General features: G+C 61.7%; 17 protein-coding genes. 7 read left to right on the forward strand and 10 right to left on the reverse strand.

Annotated features, from left to right (window positions below):
* Positions 1-54 precede the first annotated feature (54 nt).
* The 3 genes from serS to IGS55_RS18715 all read right to left on the reverse strand — a co-directional run bounded on the left by serS (position 55) and on the right by IGS55_RS18715 (position 3,254).
* Positions 55-1,344 carry a serine--tRNA ligase gene (gene serS, locus IGS55_RS18705; protein WP_230517720.1) on the reverse strand — a complete coding sequence of 430 codons (1,290 nt, stop codon included), beginning with the start codon at positions 1,342-1,344 and terminating at the stop codon, positions 55-57.
* Between the two features lie 135 nt (positions 1,345-1,479).
* Complete coding sequence (locus IGS55_RS18710; RefSeq protein WP_128139947.1) at positions 1,480-1,683, reverse strand: hypothetical protein; 204 nt, start codon at positions 1,681-1,683, stop codon at positions 1,480-1,482.
* A 149-nt stretch (positions 1,684-1,832) separates the two neighbouring features.
* On the reverse strand, positions 1,833-3,254 hold the full coding sequence (locus tag IGS55_RS18715) for an aminotransferase-like domain-containing protein (RefSeq protein WP_230517719.1): 1,422 nt from the start codon (positions 3,252-3,254) through the stop codon (positions 1,833-1,835).
* 180 nt (positions 3,255-3,434) lie between these two features.
* Between IGS55_RS18715 and IGS55_RS18720 the strand changes: the two genes are divergently transcribed.
* On the forward strand, positions 3,435-3,725 hold the full coding sequence (locus tag IGS55_RS18720; protein ID WP_230517718.1) for a DUF2917 domain-containing protein: 291 nt from the start codon (positions 3,435-3,437) through the stop codon (positions 3,723-3,725).
* On the forward strand, positions 3,722-4,459 hold the full coding sequence (locus tag IGS55_RS18725; protein WP_230517717.1) for an NAD-dependent epimerase/dehydratase family protein: 738 nt from the start codon (positions 3,722-3,724) through the stop codon (positions 4,457-4,459). The genes IGS55_RS18720 and IGS55_RS18725 overlap by 4 nt, the downstream gene beginning before the upstream one ends.
* A 2-nt stretch (positions 4,460-4,461) precedes the next feature.
* On the opposite strand, the gene IGS55_RS18730 is transcribed toward IGS55_RS18725, so the two are convergent.
* The 3 genes from IGS55_RS18730 to IGS55_RS18740 form a co-directional block, all read right to left on the reverse strand.
* Positions 4,462-5,769 (reverse strand): replication-associated recombination protein A, encoded by a 1,308-nt coding sequence (locus tag IGS55_RS18730; protein ID WP_230517716.1) that lies wholly within the window; start codon positions 5,767-5,769, stop codon positions 4,462-4,464.
* Between the two features lie 73 nt (positions 5,770-5,842).
* On the reverse strand, positions 5,843-6,511 hold the full coding sequence (lolA, locus tag IGS55_RS18735) for an outer membrane lipoprotein chaperone LolA (protein WP_268991955.1): 669 nt from the start codon (positions 6,509-6,511) through the stop codon (positions 5,843-5,845).
* A gap of 7 nt (positions 6,512-6,518) precedes the next feature.
* Positions 6,519-8,879 carry a DNA translocase FtsK gene (locus tag IGS55_RS18740; RefSeq protein ID WP_230517715.1) on the reverse strand — a complete coding sequence of 787 codons (2,361 nt, stop codon included), beginning with the start codon at positions 8,877-8,879 and terminating at the stop codon, positions 6,519-6,521.
* 215 nt (positions 8,880-9,094) lie between these two features.
* On the opposite strand from IGS55_RS18740, the gene trxB reads away from it, so the two are divergent.
* The 3 genes from trxB (at position 9,095) to IGS55_RS18755 (ending at position 11,495) form a co-directional block, all read left to right on the forward strand.
* Positions 9,095-10,048, forward strand: a complete 954-nt coding sequence (trxB, locus tag IGS55_RS18745) for a thioredoxin-disulfide reductase (RefSeq protein WP_034758671.1) — start codon at positions 9,095-9,097, stop codon at positions 10,046-10,048.
* A 7-nt stretch (positions 10,049-10,055) separates the two neighbouring features.
* Complete coding sequence (locus IGS55_RS18750) at positions 10,056-10,730, forward strand: Smr/MutS family protein (protein WP_230517714.1); 675 nt, start codon at positions 10,056-10,058, stop codon at positions 10,728-10,730.
* 135 nt (positions 10,731-10,865) lie between these two features.
* Positions 10,866-11,495, forward strand: coding sequence for a trimeric intracellular cation channel family protein (locus IGS55_RS18755; RefSeq protein WP_034758680.1), 630 nt, complete (start codon positions 10,866-10,868; stop codon positions 11,493-11,495).
* 144 nt (positions 11,496-11,639) lie between these two features.
* Here IGS55_RS18755 and IGS55_RS18760 read toward each other — a convergent pair whose 3' ends face one another.
* The gene (locus tag IGS55_RS18760; protein WP_034758685.1) at positions 11,640-11,978 is read right to left on the reverse strand and encodes a P-II family nitrogen regulator; all 339 of its coding nucleotides are present in this window, start codon (positions 11,976-11,978) and stop codon (positions 11,640-11,642) included.
* 41 nt (positions 11,979-12,019) lie between these two features.
* On the reverse strand, positions 12,020-13,636 hold the full coding sequence (locus IGS55_RS18765) for an NAD+ synthase (RefSeq protein WP_230517713.1): 1,617 nt from the start codon (positions 13,634-13,636) through the stop codon (positions 12,020-12,022).
* A 91-nt stretch (positions 13,637-13,727) separates the two neighbouring features.
* Between IGS55_RS18765 and IGS55_RS18770 the strand changes: the two genes are divergently transcribed.
* Positions 13,728-14,861: a GNAT family N-acetyltransferase gene (locus tag IGS55_RS18770; protein ID WP_230517737.1), complete on the forward strand. Its 1,134-nt coding sequence runs from the start codon at positions 13,728-13,730 to the stop codon at positions 14,859-14,861.
* A 52-nt stretch (positions 14,862-14,913) separates the two neighbouring features.
* Here the strand turns inward: IGS55_RS18770 and ppa are convergent, their stop codons facing one another.
* Positions 14,914-15,456: an inorganic diphosphatase gene (gene ppa / locus IGS55_RS18775; RefSeq protein WP_034758697.1), complete on the reverse strand. Its 543-nt coding sequence runs from the start codon at positions 15,454-15,456 to the stop codon at positions 14,914-14,916.
* Positions 15,457-16,067: 611 nt separating this feature from the next.
* Here ppa and IGS55_RS18780 point away from each other — a divergent pair.
* Positions 16,068-18,494: a membrane-bound PQQ-dependent dehydrogenase, glucose/quinate/shikimate family gene (locus tag IGS55_RS18780; protein WP_230517712.1), complete on the forward strand. Its 2,427-nt coding sequence runs from the start codon at positions 16,068-16,070 to the stop codon at positions 18,492-18,494.
* Positions 18,495-18,582: 88 nt separating this feature from the next.
* On the opposite strand, the gene IGS55_RS18785 is transcribed toward IGS55_RS18780, so the two are convergent.
* A complete protein-coding gene (locus IGS55_RS18785) occupies positions 18,583-19,779 on the reverse strand; it encodes a heme biosynthesis protein HemY (RefSeq protein WP_268991954.1) in 1,197 nt (398 codons plus the stop codon).
* Position 19,780: the final 1 nt, after the last annotated feature.

Genomic DNA, 19,780 nt, shown 5'->3' on the forward strand with positions numbered 1-19,780 from the left:
TTGCTGCGAGAAGGCAAGATTATAGCAGCCCGCAGCGAAAAGAAAAGGACTATTTTAGGCCTTCAGATGCGTCAGACCGCCCATGTACGGGCGCAGCACGGCCGGGATCTCGACGCTGCCGTCCGCTTGCTGGTAGTTTTCCAGCACGGCCACCAGGGTGCGGCCCACTGCCAGGCCGGAGCCGTTCAGGGTGTGCGCCAGTTCCGGCTTCCCGGCGGCGTTGCGGAAACGCGCCTGCATGCGGCGGGCCTGGAAGGCTTCGCAGTTCGACAGGGACGAGATTTCGCGGTAGGTGTTTTGCGCCGGCAGCCATACTTCCAGGTCGAAGGTCTTGGTGGCGCCGAAACCCATGTCGCCCGTGCACAGCGACATCACGCGGTATGGCAGGCCCAGGCGTTGCAGAATCGTTTCCGCATGGCCGACCATTTCGTCCAGCACCTGGTACGAGGTGTCCGGATGCACCACTTGCACCATTTCGACTTTATCGAACTGGTGCTGGCGAATCATGCCGCGCGTGTCGCGGCCATAGCTGCCCGCTTCAGAACGGAAGCATGGCGTATGGGCCGTCATTTTCAATGGCAATTGATCGAGCGCCAGAATTTCATCGCGGGCGATATTCGTCAGCGATACTTCCGAGGTCGGGATCAGGTAGAAGGTCTCGCCCTCGCCTTCCGCACCGCCTTTTTTCACCGAGAACAGATCGGCTTCGAATTTCGGCAGCTGGCCCGTGCCGCGCAAGGAATCGGCGTTGACCATGTACGGCGTATAGCATTCCGTGTAGCCATGTTCGTCCACATGCGTGTTGAGCATGAATTGCGCCAGCGCGCGGTGCAAACGGGCGATACCGCCCTTCATGACGGAGAAGCGCGAACCGGTCAGCTTGGTGGCCACTTCGAAATCGAGGCCCAGCGGGCCGCCCACGTCGACGTGATCCTTGACTTCGAAATCGAAGGCGCGCGGCGTGCCGACCTTGCGCACTTCCACGTTGCCCGACTCGTCCGTGCCCACGGGCGACGATTCGTGCGGCAAATTCGGCACGGCCATGATGAAATCGCTCAGCTTGGCTTGCACCACGGTCAGGGCCGCTTCATCGGCTTTCAGCTCATCGCCCAGGCCGGCCACTTGCGCCATCACGGCCGAGGTGTCTTCCCCCTTGCCTTTCAACATGCCGATTTGCTTGGACAGCGCGTTGCGCTTGCCCTGCAGCTCTTCGGTGCGCGTCTGGATCGCCTTGCGTTCGGCTTCGAGGGCGGTAAAACCTGCCACGTCGAGCTGGAATTTGCGCGTCGCCAGGCGTTCTGCGACGGTGGCGATGTCTTTACGGAGAAGTTGGATATCTATCATGGGTGGATGGCGGTGCCGATGTATCGAAAGCACTCATTGTACCAAGACCCGTTCAGTTCTTTATGAGTTTTGCACATGGCCGGCCATCGTCATGGCGGCATGGCTGGGCACTCGCGCCCGCTTTGCAGCGACCGCTTAGATAAAGGCGGCTTTTTCAGCGGCCGTGAGGCGGCGGGCACTGACGGTAACGACAGGCATCGTGCTGTCGGCAGCCTGGGCGATCACGGTGCTGCTGGCGCTCACTTCCAGAGTGTTCGCGCCGGCGGTGGCGAAGCTGGCGCCGATGGCGATGATGGCGGCGGCGACAAAGGTGATTTCCATGTTTTTCAGTGCGTGCATGATGTGACTCCCGGTTAGTTTGCGTCGTTGACTGCTGCTGGTATGGTGCTACTTTAGCCAACAGCCGCGAACAAGGCCACCGGCTTGCGACCAGCGGCGAAAAACAGGGAGCGAACGGTGAAAAACGGGGATTGAAGCGCGCAGAATAGTTACAAGGCGTCCTTGACGAGACGCCCTAACCGGCTGATGGCCTGCTCAATGCGCGGCGTCCACGGATTGCCGCAATTGAGGCGCAGATAATTGCCGAACTTGCCCGAGGCCGAGAACAGCTGGCCCGGCATGTACGCCACGCCGTCCGCGATGGCTGGGCCATGCAAGGCCAGCGCATCGATTTGCGGCGGCATCTGCACCCACAGCACGAAACCGCCCTGCGGCTCGGACAGCATGCACTCAAGCGGAAAGCTGGCGGCCACGGCGTCGGACATGCGGGCGATGCGCTGCACCAGAGTGCGCCGCATCTTGCGCAATTGCTGGTCGTAGCTGCTGCCTTCCAGAAAATCAGCCAGCACGGCCTGGAAGAAATGGCTGGTGGCGCCGCTCGACACGGTTTTCAGCAAGGCCACTTCCTGCGCGAAGCGGCCGGCCAGCACGTAACCGACGCGCGACGCAGGGGTAATCGCCTTGGAAAACGAGGAGCACAGCAGCACATTGCCGCTCGTATCGTAGGCTTTCACGGGCCACGGCCGCTGCGGGGCAAAGCACAGGTCGCCATATACATCGTCTTCCACGAGCGGAATATTGAATTCCGACAGCAGGCCCGCCAGCCGCTTCTTGTTTTCTTCCGGCATGACGCAACCGAGGGGATTATTCGCGTTCGGCACGAACAGGCAAGCTTGCACGAGGCCGGCGCGCAGGGCCAGCTCGAGCGCGTCGAGCGACGGCCCCGTCTTCGGGTCGGTGGGAATTTCCAGCGCCTTCATGCCCAGGCTTTCGATCATCTGCAGCAGCACGAAATACGTGGCCGACTCGATGGCGATGGTGTCGCCCGGCCTGGCAACGGCGCGCAGGCACAGGCTGATCGCTTCCGTGCAGGAATTCGTCACGACGATCTCGCGCGGGTCCAGCTTGCCCCAGTCCAGCGCGCGGCGCGTCACCTGGCGCAGGAAATTGCTTTCGCTGACGTCGTAACAGCTGACCTTGCTCAATAAAGCGGGCTCGCGCCGCGCCACGGCGCTGATGGTGCGCTGCATGCGCTTGATCGGCAAGATCTCGTCGGGCGGCCAGGCCGTGCCCAGCTGCACGATATCGGGTGCCTCGTTTTCCTTCAGCACGCGCATCAACAGATTATTGATGCCGACAAAGGCCGGCTCTTTCAAATGCTGGGCGTCCGCACTGCACGGGCGGCGCGGGGCGCGGTGGCGCACGAAATAGCCGGACTGGGGCCGCGCATCGACTTGCCCCCGGTCTTCCAGCAGGCGCAAGGCTTGCATCACCGTGCTGACGGAGATGCGCTTTTGCTGCGCCAGGTGGCGGATCGATGGCAGGCGGTCGCCGGGCGCGAACACGCGCGCGTCGATCAAGGCGCCCAGCTCGTTGGCCAGGTGCTCGTACAGATTCAAAGGCGCATTCATGTTCATCCCTTCAGTATGCGGCGGGTGCGCATGGCCGGCACAGATACAGTTGCCGAGTTTTTTGACAAGCACAGTGTACGACGAAGTACTCTGTGCTCATCACAATTTCGTTTTCCTGCATCTGTCATGGTTCACGGCAAGCGCCTAAGCTGTTCCTGTCAGCACAACAGGAGCGACGCCATGCATACCGACCACGAATTACGCAGCGAACGGCCCTTGCGCCTGGAAAAAGCGCGCGCCAGGGTCATCGAATGTCTGTCCGGCACGGCGTGGATCACGGCCTACGCCCAGTTCGAGGATTGCGTGCTGCGCAGCGGCGAACGCTATACGATACCGAACGACGGCCTGGTGCTGGTCGAAGCCGTCGGTAGCGGACACATCCGCGTGCATGGGACCGCCGCCCCGCGCCCTGCCCTGCTGCGCTGGCTGAACCTGGCACGGCCTCACACACTGATCACAAGGAATACATGACACAAGCTCCACTGCGCGTCCTCGTCACGGGCGCCGCCGGCATCATCGGCACCGCTTTCTGGAAGCGCCGGCACGGGGAGTTCTCCCTGCGCCTGGCCGACCTGCACACAGGCAAGCTGGCCGAAGCGCCCTGCCCCGCCATTCAGCTCGATGTCGCCGACTATGCCGCCTGCCTGGCTGCCTGCATGGATATCGACGTGGTGCTGCATCTGGCCGGCGTGCCGCACGCCGGCGCCGATTTCGATGCGCAATTGCTGCAGCCGAACATCATCGGCACGCACAACATCTTCCGCGCGGCACAGGCACAGGGCGTGAAAAGAGTGGTGTTCGCCAGCAGCGCGCAAGCCATCGAGGGTTACCCACTGGACGTGCAAGTACAGGAAAGCATGCCGGCGCGCCCCGCGAACATGTATGGCGCCAGCAAGGCCTTTGGCGAAGGCGTGGCTTCCGCATTTGCGCACCAGCACGGCATGACGGCGATTGCCGTGCGCATCGCCAACGTGGCCCACTTTGCGCCAGGCCAAGAGCACAGCGCGCGCGACATCGCCGCCTTCATCAGCGAACGCGACGTGGTGCAATTGCTGGCACGCTGCGTGACGGCGGACGTGCCGGCCGGCTACCACGTCGTACATGGGGTGTCGGACAACCGCTACAAGCGGCTGTCGATTGCGGCGACGCGCCAGCTGGTGGGATACGCGCCGCAGGACGACGGTTTCAGCCTGCTGGGACTGTAACCTCAGCCCTTGCCGGCTTTCCTGTCCAGCTCGCGCAGCCACGCCAATTTATCGGCGATCTTGCTTTCCAGACCGCGCGGCACGGGCTGGTACCAGCCCGGTTCTGCCATGCCGTCCGGGAAGTAGGTTTCACCAGCCGCATAGGCATCGGGCTCGTCGTGCGCATAGCGGTAGGCGTGGCCGTAGCCGAGTTCCTTCATCAGCTTCGTCGGTGCATTGCGCAGATGCACGGGCACTTCCTTCGACTTGTCTTTCTTCACAAACGCCATGGCCGTATTGAACGCGTTGTAGCCGGCATTGCTTTTCGCGGCGATGGCCAGGTAAATCACGGCCTGGCCCAGCGCCAGCTCGCCTTCGGGCGAACCCAGGCGTTCATACGTTTCCGCCGCGTCATTGACCATGGTCAAGGCACGGGGGTCGGCCAAGCCGATGTCTTCCCAAGCCATGCGCACGATGCGCCGCGACAAATAACGGGGGTCCGCGCCGCCGTCGATCATGCGGCAAAACCAGTACAGGGCCGCGTCCGGGTTCGATCCCCGCACGGATTTATGCAGCGCGGAAATCTGGTCATAGAAATTGTCGCCACCCTTGTCGAAGCGGCGCGAATTGAGGGTCAGCGCGTTGTCGACAAAGGTCGCGTCGATCCTGGTCGTACCGGTCGAGCTGGCGGCCGTCTCGGCCTGTTCCAGCAAATTCAAAAAGCGGCGCGCATCGCCGTCCGCATAACCGATCAGGGTGTCGGCGGCAGCCTCATCAAACGTCAGATGCGTCAGCGCCGTGGACTGCGCCTTGGCCAGCAACTGCTTCATCTCGTCTTCGTTGAGCGATTTCAATACATACACTTGCGCGCGCGACAGCAGCGCCGAGTTCACTTCGAAGCTGGGGTTTTCGGTGGTGGCGCCAATAAACGTCACCAGGCCCGATTCGACAAAGGGCAGCAAGGCGTCCTGCTGCGACTTGTTGAATCTGTGGATCTCGTCGACGAACAATAAAGTGTGCTTGCCGAACTGGTCGAGGCTGTGGCGGGCCTGGTCCATGGCGGCGCGGATATCTTTCACGCCCGCAAACACGGCCGACAGGGCGATGAATTCGCTGTCGAAGGCGTTCGCCATCAGCCGTGCCAGGGTCGTCTTGCCCACGCCGGGCGGCCCCCATAAAATCATCGAATGGGCCTTGCCCGCCTCGAACGCGAGACGCAGCGGCTTGCCCACGCCCAGCAGATGCGTCTGGCCGATGACTTCGTTGAGGGTAGCAGGCCGCAAGGCTTCGGCCAAGGGCTGGCGCGGTGCGGTGGAAAAGAGATCCGCCATAATGAGTTACCTAATAAGAATGCAAAAGCCCCGCATTGCTGCGAGGCCGGCGCATACGCAAGGCGCGACAGTCTTAATTGTTGATGACGTCGGCGCCCTTGGGCATGACAAATTTAAAGTGATCGGCAGATAAGGCCGGATTTTTCTGGAAGTTCTTGAACGCCAGCACCGACGTCTGCCCGAACGAATCACGCAACTCCATCGCTTCCGGCACGCCATTGCGCAGGCCGATGGTGATTTCGTCGAACGTCGTGTCCTTGGCTTTCGGCGTCGCTTTCAGCCATTCCAGGCCATCGCGCGTGCCCGCTTCGGCCAAGGTGAAATTCTTTTCCAGGTCGTTGCTGCCGAACAAAATCGCCGCTGGCGAGGAACCGAGCGCGTCACCCAGTTTCTTGACCGTCACCTGGCTCAAGTCCTTGTCGTAGATGTACAGTTTGTCGCCATCCGCCTGCAGCAGCTGCTCGTATGGCTTCAGATAGGTCCAGATGAACTTGCCTGGGCGGGCAAACTCGAACGTGCCGCTGGCCGGCGTCGACACTTTGGCCTTGCCGCTGGCTCCCGCCTTGGCGTCCGCCTTCTTGACCTGGCGCTGCACGAACTCGCCCTTGGCCGACTTGGTGCCGGCCGCAAAACTCTTGAATTGCTCGAGCGCGCTGGCCGAGGCGCTGGCCGCGAACAGCAGGCCGCAGGCGACGCTGGCCGCGCCGATCATCATTTTTGCTGCGAAATTCGTGTTCTTCATTCTTTTTTTACCCTTGTTCACTACTGGCCGCCGGCACCAGGATTTCCCGGTTGCCATTGGATTGCATGGTTGATACCACCCCGCTCTGCTCCATCTGCTCGAGCAGACGGGCGGCGCGGTTGTAGCCGATGCGCAAATGACGCTGCACCAGCGAAATCGAGGCACGGCGGTTTTTCAGCACCACCGCCACCGCCTGGTCGTACAGGGCGTCGGCCTCGCCGCCGCCCTCGCCCGGCACGCCGCCTTCGGCGCCGTCGCCTTCCAGGGTGCCGCCTTCGAGGATGCCCTCGATGTAATTCGGTTCGCCCTGCAGCTTCAAATGGCTGACAACTCTGTGGACTTCTTCATCGGACACGAACGCGCCGTGCACGCGCATCGGCAAGCCGGTGCCGGGCGGCATGTACAGCATGTCGCCCATGCCCAGCAGGGTTTCCGCGCCCATCTGGTCGAGAATGGTGCGCGAGTCGATCTTCGACGACACCTGGAACGCGATACGCGTCGGGATGTTCGCCTTGATCAAGCCCGTGATCACGTCTACAGATGGGCGCTGCGTGGCAAGAATCAAGTGCAGACCGGCGGCGCGCGCCTTTTGCGCGATACGCGCGATCAATTCCTCGACTTTTTTACCCACCACCATCATCAGGTCGGCCAGCTCGTCGATGATGATGACGATGGTCGGCAGTTTTTCCAGCGGCTCCGGCGAATCCGGCGTCAGGCTGAACGGATTCGGGATATGTTCTTCGCGTTTTTTCGCGTCGGCAATCTTCGCGTTGTAGCCGGCCAGGTTACGCACGCCCATCTTGCTCATCAGCTTGTAGCGGCGTTCCATCTCGTTCACGGCCCAGTTCAGCGCGTGGCCGGCCTGGCGCATGTCGGTCACCACGGGTGCCAGCAAGTGCGGAATGCCTTCATAGACGGACATTTCCAGCATCTTCGGATCGATGAGGATCAGCCGCACGTCGAGCGGGTCCGATTTGTACAGCAGCGACAAAATCGTCGCATTGATGCCCACGGATTTACCGGAACCGGTGGTACCGGCCACCAGCAAGTGGGGCATTTTTGCCAGGTCGGCCACGACGGGCTTGCCGGCGATATCCTTGCCCAGCGCAATCGTCAGGCTCGATACGCCATCGTTGTAGACCTTGGAGCCGAGGATTTCCGTCAGGCGCACGATCTGGCGCTTGGTGTTCGGCAGCTCCAGCGCCATGTAATTTTTGCCGGGAATGGTTTCCACGACCCTGATCGACGTCAGGGACAGCGAACGGGCCAGGTCGCGCGCCAGGCCGACGATCTGGCTGCCCTTGACGCCCGTGGCCGGCTCGATTTCATAGCGCGTCACGACGGGGCCGGGGTAAGCGGCCACTACCTTGGCATCCACGCCAAAGTCCGACAATTTCTTTTCGATCAGGCGGCTCGTGAATTCCAGGGTTTCCACGGAGACCGTTTCCACCACGGGCGGCGCTTCATCGAGCAAGGACAGCGGCGGCAGCTTGCCATCGCCCAGGTTCTCGAACAGATGCGCCTGGCGTTCCTTTTCCACGCGCTCCGATTTCACCACGGTCACCACCTGCGGTTCGATCTTCACGGGCGGCGCGGCCACGTGCTTTTCCACGTGCTTGGCCCGTTCGATGACCACCACTTCGTCGCGGCGCACGGCGGCCACTTCGCCCTGGCGGCGGTCTTCGCGGTCCTGGTAGCGCAGCACGAACCAGTTGACGGCGTCTTCGATGGCGCCGCCGATGCGCTCGGCCACTTGCAGCCACGACACATGGAAGAACAGACTGAAACCCAGGCCGAACAGCAGCAACAGTAATAAAGTAGCGCCGGTGAAACCGAAGGCCACGTGGGCCGAGTGCCCGACCAGCTGGCCCAGCACGCCGCCCGGATCGCGCGGCAGCTGCACGTGCAGGCTTTTCGCCATGCGCAGGAATTCGAGTCCCATGCTGCCGATCAGCATGATGGAGAAGCCGACGATGCGGATCAGCATCTCGACATGGTGTTCGCGTTCCACCTCCTCCTCTTCCAGCAGGAAGCGGCGGCTCAGGCGGCGATAGCCATGCCACACCGTGCGCAGCAGCCACACGCACCACCACCAGGCGGAAAAGCCGAAGATATACAGCAGCAAATCGGAGAAGGTCGCGCCAAGCTTGCCGCCCAGGTTGGCCACCTTGTCGACATTGGTGGCGTGCGACCAGCCGGGGTCGAGCTTGTTGAAGCTGGCCAGGATCAGCACGAAATACAAGGCAAACGCGGCCAGCGCGAACCAGCGCGCCTCGGACAGCAGCCGCACCAGCCGGTTGGGCAGGGGCCGGCGTTCGACCGGTTTTCGGGTGTAGCTATTTTGATTGGCCTGGGCTGGTTTAGTCATTCTGGGAAGCGCTGCAAGGTGAAAAATGTTTCTGAAAGGGAATTTCCCATAATAAGGAAGTATTCTAAGCCATATATGCCCCGGACGGCCCCACGATTCGTCGCTACAGGCGGCTTGGTCTATAATCGTGGATTGCTTGCGCAAGCGCAATACGCCCTTGTTCTTCGCGCGTATGCCCCCAATTCGGATAGACCCCACTCATAGAGAAGCCTCCCATGACCACTACCAAACACGCCCGCGTTTTGATCCTCGGCTCCGGCCCAGCCGGCTACAGCGCCGCCGTCTACGCCGCCCGCGCCAACCTGAACCCGATGCTGGTCACCGGCGTGGAACAAGGCGGCCAGTTGATGACCACCACCGACGTGGAAAACTGGCCCGGCGACCCGATGGGCGTGCAAGGCCCGGACCTGATGCAGCGCTTGCTGCAGCACGCCGAGCGTTTCAATACGGAAATCGTGTTTGACCACATCCACACCACCTTCCTCAATGAAAAACCGATCCGCCTGAAGGGCGACAGCCACGAATACACGTGCGACACCCTGATCATCGCCACGGGCGCGTCCGCGCAATACCTGGGCCTGCCATCGGAAGCGGAATTCATGGGCAAGGGCGTGTCCGCCTGCGCCACCTGCGATGGTTTCTTCTACCGCAACCAGGAAGTGGCCGTCGTCGGCGGCGGCAACACGGCCGTCGAAGAAGCGCTGTACCTGTCGAACATCGCCAATAAAGTTACGCTGATCCACCGCCGCGACAAGTTCCGCGCGGAAGCCATCCTGATCGACCGCCTCAACGCCAAGGTTGCCGAAGGCAAGATTGTGTTGAAATATAACCACACTCTGGACGAAGTGACGGGCAACGAAGGCGGCGTGACGGGTCTGAACATCAAGTCGACCATCGACGGCAAGGTCGAAGCGCTCTCCGTGCATGGCGTCTTCATCGCCATCGGCCACAAGCCGAACACGGGTATCTTCGAAGGCCAGCTGGACATGCACAACGGCTACATCAAGACCAAGACGGGCCTGGAAGGCATGGCCACCGCCACCAGCGCACCGGGCGTGTTTGCCGCCGGCGACGTGCAGGACCATATCTACCGCCAGGCCATCACCAGCGCCGGCACCGGTTGCATGGCAGCACTGGACGCCCAGCGCTACCTGGAAGGCCAGGAGTAAGCGTCGCATGGCGTCGATGAAAGACTTTGCCGACCTGAAAGCGGTCAGCAAGCAGCTCAAGGAGCAGGCCGATGCGCGCGCCCAGGCTGAAGCGGAGCGCGTCAAACAGGTCAAGGTGCAGGCCGTGGAGAGCAATCTCTTCAAGGCCAGCATCGGCGGCGTCAAGCGCCTGCCCGAGTCGGACCGCTACGTGCCCAGCCTGCCCAAGACGGGCGCCATGGCGGCCCAACAGCCGGCGCGCAAGTTGTCTCCGGAAGAGGACGATGCTGCCGTGCTGCGCGAGTCGCTGTCGGACTTGTTCGAAGTCGACCATTACCTGGAAAACGATCCGGCCCTGAACTACGCCCGCCCCGGCGTGGGACCGGACGTGGTGAAAAAGATGCGCAAGGGCCACTGGCCCATCCAGGATGAGCTGGACTTGCACGGCTTGCGCCGCGACGAGGCGCGCGACGGCATCGGCGCGTTCCTGAACCAGGCCACGCGGCGCAAGCTGCGCTGCGTGCGCGTGATCCACGGCAAGGGTTTTGGCTCGAAAGGCCAGGAACCGGTCTTGAAATCGATGGTGCACAGCTGGCTCGTGCAAAAGGATGAAGTCATCGCCTTTTGCCAGGCGCGCCGCTCCGAAGGGGGCGATGGCGCGCTCGTCGTATTGCTTTCTTCCGCCCTGCAGCCCATCCGCTGAGCACCGCAGCAAGAAATTACAATTCAGTAACAAGTTAGCCCACGCGCACGGCCCCGTTTGTCACCATTCGGGGCCGTGTCATGTTAACCTGTGACAATTATTTCCTGCTTAGCGTCTCGTGCACGCGCTCCACCCATGATGCCACCCCAATTGCCGCCTGGCTCGCTGATCAAGATCATTGAGGTCATCGCCATCCTGGTGGGCGCGTTTTCCGGCTTCATCGAAGCGCGCCGCAAGCGCATGGACCTGGTCGGCGTGTTCGTCGTGGCCTTCATCACGGCGTTTGGCGGGGGGACTTTGCGCGACATCCTGCTCGACAAGAGGCCATTGTTCTGGGTGTCGCACCAGGAATACGCGATCCTGATCTTCGTGCTGGCCCTGACGGCCGCGCCCCTGATCCAGCATTTGCGCCAGATCGTCTCGGAACGCCTGATCGTCATCGCCGACGCCATCGGCCTGGGCATGTTCGCCATCGCGGGCGTGGCCGAAGCGACGCGCGCCGGCATGCCGCTGTTCATCGCGTCGATGATGGGCGTGATTACGGGGATTTTTGGCGGCGTGATGCGCGACATCGTCTGCAACGAAGTGCCGATGGTGTTTCGCGACGGCAAACCGTACGCAATCTGCGCGTTCTTCGGCTGCTGGGCTTATTTATTGCAGATGCACTTCGGCGCCGAGCACGACTTCGCGCTGTGGACCAGCGCCAGCGGCATCACGATTCTGCGCCTGATTTGCTGGAAATTCGATATGCGGCTGGGGCGCTGAAGTGCAATCCGGCAGCTTGGGTGGCTCAGCAACGTCGGCTTACGCGCTGGCGCGCTAACCCGACCTACGGCCATATAAGCGATACATCGCGTAGGTCGGATTAGGCTCGAAGAGCCGTAATCCGACAACATTGCTGGCCCAGACTTACACCGCGTCCGGGCCGGTTTCGCCGGTGCGGATACGGATCACCTGCTCCACGTCGCGCACGAAAATCTTGCCATCGCCGATCTTGCCCGTGCGGGCTGCCTTGATGATGGCGTCGACCACCAGTTCCGACACGCTGTCGTCCACCACCACTTCAACTTTGACTTTCGGCAAGAAGTCGACCACGTATTCGGCGCCACGGTACAGCTCGGTATGACCCTTCTGGCGGCCAAAGCCCTTCACTTCCGTCACGGTCAAGCCCGTGACGTTCACGTCGGCCAGCGCTTCGCGCACTTCGTCGAGCTTGAATGGTTTGATGATGGCGGTAATCTGTTTCATGGCTACTCCTTAAAATTGTTGGATTGTGGACAGATGGCTGCTTATTCGTAGAACTTCGACGTGATCGGATAGCGCCAGTCGCGGCCGAAGCCACGATGCGTGACGCGGATGCCCACCGGCGACTGGCGCCGCTTGTATTCATTGATCTTGATCAGGCGCGTGATTTTCGCCACGTCGGCCGGCGGGTAGCCAGCCTCGATAATCTCGGCGATCGGCCGGTTTTCTTCCATGTACAGCTGCATGATGCCGTCGAGTACGTCGTATGGCGGCAAGGAATCCTGGTCCAGCTGGTCGGCGCGCAATTCAGCCGACGGTCCGCGCGTCAGGATGCGCTCGGGTATCACGTCCGACACGCTGTTGCGGTACGCGCACAGCCGGTACACAAGGGTCTTGGCGATATCCTTGATCACGGCAAAGCCGCCCGCCATGTCGCCGTACAGGGTGCAATAACCGACAGCCATCTCGCTCTTGTTGCCCGTCGTCAGCACGATACTGCCATGCTTGTTCGACAGGGCCATCAGCAAGGTGCCGCGGATGCGCGCCTGGATGTTTTCTTCCGTCGCGTCTTCCGCCAGTCCGGCGAACTCGTCAGCCAGGGTGGCGCGGAAGGCATCAAAGGTGTGCTTGATCGGAATTTCATCGTAGCGCACATTAAGGCGTTTTACCATGTCGCGTGAATCGATCCACGAGATATCGGCCGTAAACTGCGATGGCATCATGACGGCGCGCACCTTGTCGGCGCCCAGCGCATCGACGGCAATCGCCAGGGTCAGGGCGGAATCGACACCGCCCGACATGCCGATCAGCACGCCAGGGAAGCCGTTCTTGCCGATATAGTCGCGCACGCCCAGCACCAGCGCCTGGTACACCTGCGCTTCCGTCGTCAGCGGCGTGGCCAGCGGCTGCGGCACGGGCGTGGCGCCGTCGAACTCGACCAGTTGCAAGTCTTCCTCGAAGTGGCGCAGCTGGGCGCAGATCGTGCCGGCCGCATCCATGACAAACGAGTCGCCATCGAAAATCAGTTCATCCTGGCCACCGACCAGGTTCGCGTACACAAGGGCCATGCCTTGCGCGCTGACATTCTTGCGCATGGTGTCATAGCGCAGATGCTGCTTGTTCATGTGGTACGGCGAGCCGTTCGGCACCAGCAGCACTTGCGCGCCGGCCGCGCGGGCGCGCATCGGCGCATGCTCGAACCACGTGTCTTCGCAGATATTGATGCCGAAACGCACGCCTTTCACGCCAAACACGAAAGCCTGGTCCGACGACGTGAAGTAACGCTTTTCATCGAACACGGTCGTGTTCGGCAAATCATGCTTGCGGTAGGTGCCCAGCACTTCGCCGTTCAGCAGCACGGAGGCGGCATTGTGGCGCACGCCCTTCTCGTCTTGCACGGGCAAGCCCACCACCACGTGCAGATCCTTGAACTGGGCCAGGTCGGCAGCCAGTCCCGCAAACGCTTCCTGCGTTTTTGCGTAGAATGCATTGCGCAGCAATAAGTCCTCGGGTGGATAGCCGACCAGCGACAGTTCCGGCGTGAGCACGATATCGGCGCCCGCTTCAAAGGCGCGGCGGGAAAGGTCGAAGATCTTGGCACGGTTGCCGGCCAGATCGCCGACCGTACTATTCATTTGAGCAATTGCGACTTTGACTGTCATGATGATGATGGATATTTTCGTTCTATTAAACAAGACAGGGGCGCGCAGGCCGGTGGCGGCGCCCCGAGAGTGATGAATGCACACTACAACAATGAATTATCGCACGGCTATCGTCACTACCCTGGCTGAAATTGGCGAAGCGGCCTGGTCTGAACTGCTGGCAAGCCAGGCGGACGCCAATCCCTTCCTCTCCTACGCCTTCTTGCACGCGCTGCACGAGTCCGGCTGCGCGAGCGCGGATACGGGCTGGCAGCCGAATTACCTGGTGCTGTGGCAAGGCGAAACCCTGGCCGCCGCCTTGCCCCTGTACCTGAAAATGCATTCGTATGGCGAATACGTGTTCGACTGGGCCTGGGCCGACGCCTATCGGCAACATGGCCTTGAATATTACCCGAAACTGTTGTCCGCCATCCCGTTTACGCCCGTCAGCGGCACCCGCCTGCTGGCCCGCGATGGCCAGGCGCGCGCCGCCCTGCTGGCCTTTCTTCAAGCCCGGCAGCAAGCCAGCGAAGTCTCGTCCTGCCACATCCTGTTCCCGCCGGAAAGCGAAGCGCGCCAACTTGAGGAAGCCGGCTACCTGATGCGTAGTGGCGTGCAGTTTCACTGGCTCAATCCCGGCTACACGGATTTCGAGCAATTCCTCGCCACCCTCGAGCACAAGAAGCGCAAGAATATCCGCGCCGAGCGGCGCAAGGTGCGGGAAGCGGGCGTCACCATGCGCCAGGTGCGCGGAGCGGACGCCACGGACGCGGACTGGCAGCTGTTCCACCGTTGCTACAGCAATACCTATGCGGAACACCGCTCCTCCCCCTACCTGTCGCTGGAGTTCTTCCAGCGCATCGGTACCAGCATGCCGCAGAACATTCTATTGGTGATCGCCGAGCGCGAAGGCCGGGCCATTGCCGCCTCGCTGGTGATCCACACGGCTGACACCCTGTATGGCCGTTACTGGGGCGCGCTCGAGCACGTACCCTGTCTGCATTTCGAGACGGCGTATTACCAGCCGCTGGAATTTTGCATCGCGCAAGGCATCGCCACCTTCGAAGGGGGCGCCCAGGGCGAGCACAAGATGGCGCGCGGCTTCCTGCCGCAAAAGACGTGGTCCGCCCACTGGCTGGCGCACCCGGCCTTTGCCGACGCCGTGCAACGCTTCCTCGAGCGCGAACGGGGCGGCATCGACGCCTATCTCGACGAGTTGAACGAGCACAGTCCGTTTCGCGCATAAAAAAACGCTCCCGGCCATCGCTGGCGGGGAGCGTTTTTCTTACTCGGTGTTCTTAGGCTTTGGCGGCGTCGGCCTTGAACGCTGCAACGCCGTTCAGGATTTCTTCCTTGGCCACTTCAGGACCATACCAGCCGTCGATCTTGACCCATTTGCCTTTTTCCAGATCTTTGTAGTGCTCGAAGAAATGCTGGATCTGGCGCAGACGCAGTTCGTTCAGGTCTTCCGGCTTTTGCCAGTGGCTGTAGATCGACAGGACCTTGTCGACTGGCACGGCCAGCACTTTCGCGTCTTCGCCCGACTCGTCGGTCATTTTCAGCACGCCGATAGGACGGCAACGCACGACCACGCCCGGGATCAGCGGGAACGGGGTAATGACCAGCACGTCAACCGGGTCGCCGTCCGGCGACAGGGTGTTCGGCACATAGCCATAGTTGCACGGGTAATGCATGGCGGTACCCATGAAGCGATCGACGAAGATCGCGCCGCTTTCCTTGTCGACTTCGTACTTGATCGGATCGGCATTCATCGGGATTTCGATGACGACGTTGAAATCGTTCGGCAGGTCGCGGCCGGAAGAGACGTTATTCAAACTCATGGGATTCCTCATTAGCGGGTGGTGTTTTAACCGCGCAATTATAGCGAAGTACAGGCCGCTTGTGCGTCGCAGCAGCGGCCCGCCGGCGTTTTGCGCGTCCTGCCAGCAACAGTGGCGCGCCCGGTTCACTGAACCCCGCAGCCTGCCACCGGGAGAATAAACAGGCTGCCGAAAATAATAAGTAGAAACACTTAAGCATTACTACGGTCAGCCCAGAGTTAATACCATCAATATCGGCCTATTTTCATTTCAATATCACCATGCGGCAAACATGGTTATTATATTTTATATTGCATTTTATGCAGCCACTTATAACAACAGCGTCAATCTTATTCTCCCCGCAATGTGGGCGCATCACGACGTCACCGCTTCAACACACTCCCCCAGCCCGGGAATTCCCTCTTCCAGCATAATATTTGCGCTTATTTGAAGCATTATTTATTCAAATGGCGGCCCTGCCAAAAAAATGGCGCGACCAGAAGACATTCATCAATTCTGATAAACTGTCACATTCTGGTGTTTCCAAAACTTCGCATACTCTGCAAACAAAGCCTTCGCTAGATTCAATATGGCGCATCACGCGCCACCGATAAATCCTTGCAAAAAGGAATATGATGATTCCCTCTTTCCGGCCCGGGCCTTTATTAAAGGTCACCGGCGTTATTTTCATTCTGTTTGGCCTCGCCCTGCTGGGCGGCGGCATCTGGCTGGCCTCTCTGGGCGGCTCCTGGTACTACCTGCTGGCCGGTATCGGCATGCTCGTTGCCGGCGCGCTGGTGTTCCAGGGCAAGCGCAGCGCGCAACCCTTCATGGCCTTCCTGCTGATCGCCACTCTCATCTGGTCCATCATTGAAGTGAAATTCGACTGGTGGCAATTGCTGCCGCGCCTCGACATCTGGTTTGCCGCCGCCATCTGGCTGCTGCTGCCCTTCGTCAACCGCCGCCTGGCGCCAGCCGCCGCGGCGAAACAGGGACAAGCGGGCAAGACGGCGCTCTCCGCCGCCGTGGCCCTGACCGTCATCGCCGGCGTCATCGCCCTGTTCCAGGACTACCATGACCTGCATGGCGACGTGCCAGCCGAAAACATGGCCGCCACCGCCACCGGCGACCTGGCGCCCGGCGTCGAGCACAATGACTGGTCCGCGTATGGCCGCTCCGGCTATGGCGACCGCTATGCCCCGGCCGCGCAGATTACGCCGGCGAATATTTCCGGCCTGAAAGAAGCCTGGACCTATCATACGGGCGACTTCAAGGGACCGAACGACCCGGGCGAGATCGCCAACGAAGTCACGCCGCTGAAGGTCAATGACATGCTGTACCTGTGCACGCCGCACAATATCGTCATCGCCCTGAACCCGGACACGGGCAAGGAAATCTGGCGCCACGATCCGAAGATCAACCGCGACGCGGCCAGCTACCAGCACATGATCTGCCGTGGCGTGGCGTACTGGGACGTGAACGCGGGCCGCGCGAAGAACAATCCCGCCCCCGAAGCTGCCGGCATGGAATGCCCGCGCCGCATCCTGGCGCCGACCATGGACGGCACCATGATCGCCGTCAACGCCGATACGGGCGAGTCGTGCAAGAGCTTTGGCAACAACGGCGTCGTCAACCTGTATAAAAACATGGCGATGATCAAGCGCGGTTTCCTGATGCCGACCTCGCCGCCGGCCGTGTCGCAGAAAATGGCCGTGATCGCCGCCAGCGTGACGGACAACCATTCGACGGAAGAGCCATCGGGCGTCATCCGCGGCTACGATCCCGTCACCGGCAAGCTGATGTGGAACTGGGACCCGGCCACGCCGGAAGATACGCAGCCATTCCCTGAAGGCAAGAACTACACCAACAACTCGCCCAACTCGTGGGGCGTGGCCAGCATCGATGAAAAGCTGGGCATGGTCTACATTCCGATGGGCAATGAAACCCCCGACACCTGGGGCGGCAACCGCAACAAGAATGGCGAGAAATTCAACAGCGCCATCGTCGCGCTCGACCTGGCGACCGGTAAAGTGCGCTGGGTCTACCAAACCGTGCACCACGATATCTGGGACATGGATATCGGCGGCCAGCCGAGCCTGGTCGACATCGACACGCCGAAAGGCAAAGTGCCGTCCGTCGTGGCCACGACGAAACGGGGCGACATCTACGTGATCGACCGCCGCGACGGCAGCCTGGTCGTGCCGGCGCCGGAAAAACCCGTGCCGACGAGCAATCCTGCCGCTGGCGACACCCTGTCGCCCACGCAGCCGTTCTCGGCCCTGACCTTCCTGCCAGAGCGCAATATCAGCGAAGCGGACATGTGGGGCACGACGCCGTTCGACCAGCTCGCCTGCCGCATCATTTTCAAGGAACGCCGCTATGAAGGCCCGTTCACGCCGCAAACGGCCGGCAAGGGCGCCGTCATCTCGCCGGGCCCATTGGGTATTTTCGAATGGGGTGGCGCGGCCATCGACCCCGTGCGCCAGTTGTTGATCGTCAACCCCGACTACATGGGCTTCCTGGAGAAACTCGTACCGCGCGCGGAAACGACGGCCAAGGGCGGCACGGGTGGAGAAATGGGCTTGCAGCCACAGACGGGCGTACCGTTCGCCGTGGAAATCAAGGCCTTTTTGTCGCCGCTGGGCTTCCCATGCCAGGCACCGCCGTGGGGCTATGTGGCCGCCGTCGACCTGCGCACCATGAAAAAAGTGTGGATGCACAAGAACGGCACCACGCGCGACAGCGGTCCCGTGCCGATCCCGTTGCCACTGGGCGTGCCCAGCCTGGGCGGCATGGTCACCACGGGTGGCGGCGTGACCTTCCTCAGCAGCACGCTCGACTACTATATCCGCGGCTACGACGTCAGCAACGGCAAAGTCATCTGGAAAGCCCGCTTGCCGGCCGGCGGCCAGGCTACGCCGATGAGCTATGTGTCGAACAAGTCGGGACGCCAGTTCGTCGTCGTCATGGCCGGCGGCCACGGTTCGCTGGGCACGAAGATGAGCGACACCCTGGTCGCATACGCCTTGCCGGAAGGCGCTGCGGTAGCGAAGAAGTAAAGCGCGAAGAAGTAAGTTAGCAATCTAGCAGCGCAAAAAAAGCCGTTCAGTCTGCACTGAACGGCTTTTTTACGTCTGAAGAAACAGCTTACAGGATGGTCGCCAAGGCGCACTGCCGGTAATGGGCGGCGGCCTGTTCCGTCTGCCGCAAGGCGTCGTGCATCTGCGCCAGCTTCAGGTGGGCGTCGCGCACCATTTGCGGCTCGTTCGCGTCCGACAAAGCCTGCTCCAGGTGACGCTGGGCCTTGCCCCACAGTTTTTGCTTGAGGCACAAGGTGCCCAGGGTCAGCGCCAGTTCCGCATCGAGCGGACGCTGTTTCATCCATTGCTCGCAATGCTCGATCTGCAGCAGCAGGGCCGGCGTGCCGCTCGGCGCCGCCGCTTCGCGGTAGGCGCGCACGACGCGCTCGTCCCAGTCCGCGGCCAGCGACTCTTCGCACACGAGGCGCGCTTCATCGTGCAGGCCGCGCGCATTCAGGGCCGTGGCGGCGCGGCAGGCGATGTACGGCTTGACCCGGTCGCTGCCGGGCACGGTGGACCATACGCGCATCAGCGATTCCGCATCATGCGACGGGTCGGACAGCAAATGATCATAGGCCAGCTCGCGCAGGCGCGACGACAGGGCCGGATGCAGGGCGCGGTGCTTGTCGAGCGAACGCACGAGGCGCAGCACTTCCGGCCAGTTCTTCGCCTGCTGCTCGGCTTTCAACGACCATTGCAGCGCGTGGATGTGGCGCGTGCCGCTGGCATTGAGTTCGCGCACGGCGGCCAGGGCCGCTTCCGGCTGGTGGTCGTCGACCAGCAATTCCGTCACCGTCATCAACCGGGCCGTCTTCAGGCTGGCATCGCCTTCGACGCGGGACAGCCAGCTGTCGCGGCGCTCGGACTGGCGCATGCGGTGCGCGGCGCGCGCGCCGATCAGCGCGGCCAGGCCGGCGTTTTCTTCCAGCTCGGCGGCGCGCAAGGCGGCCTTCTCGGCATGGCCGAAACGGCCTTCGAACAGGGCTTTCAAGGCTTCGCGCAAGCCCTTGTTGCCATCGCGCTCACGCTTGCGCTGGCGGTAGGCCGCCACTTGCGCCGGCATGCGCACGGTGGCGCGCACGGCGCGCACCAGCAGGTACAGCAGCACGAACAGCACGACCTGCAGCAGCAGGAAGAAGTTCAGCGACAAATCGATGCGGTATGGCGGATAGAACAGCACCACGTTGCCAGGGTTGAAACGGGCCGTCACGGCGATACCGATCGCCGCGGCCATCAGGGCGAGTAACCAGAGAAATAGACGCATG

The organism is Janthinobacterium sp. EB271-G4-3-2, from assembly GCF_020858035.1.
Lineage (GTDB): Bacteria > Pseudomonadota > Gammaproteobacteria > Burkholderiales > Burkholderiaceae_D > Janthinobacterium > Janthinobacterium aestuarii.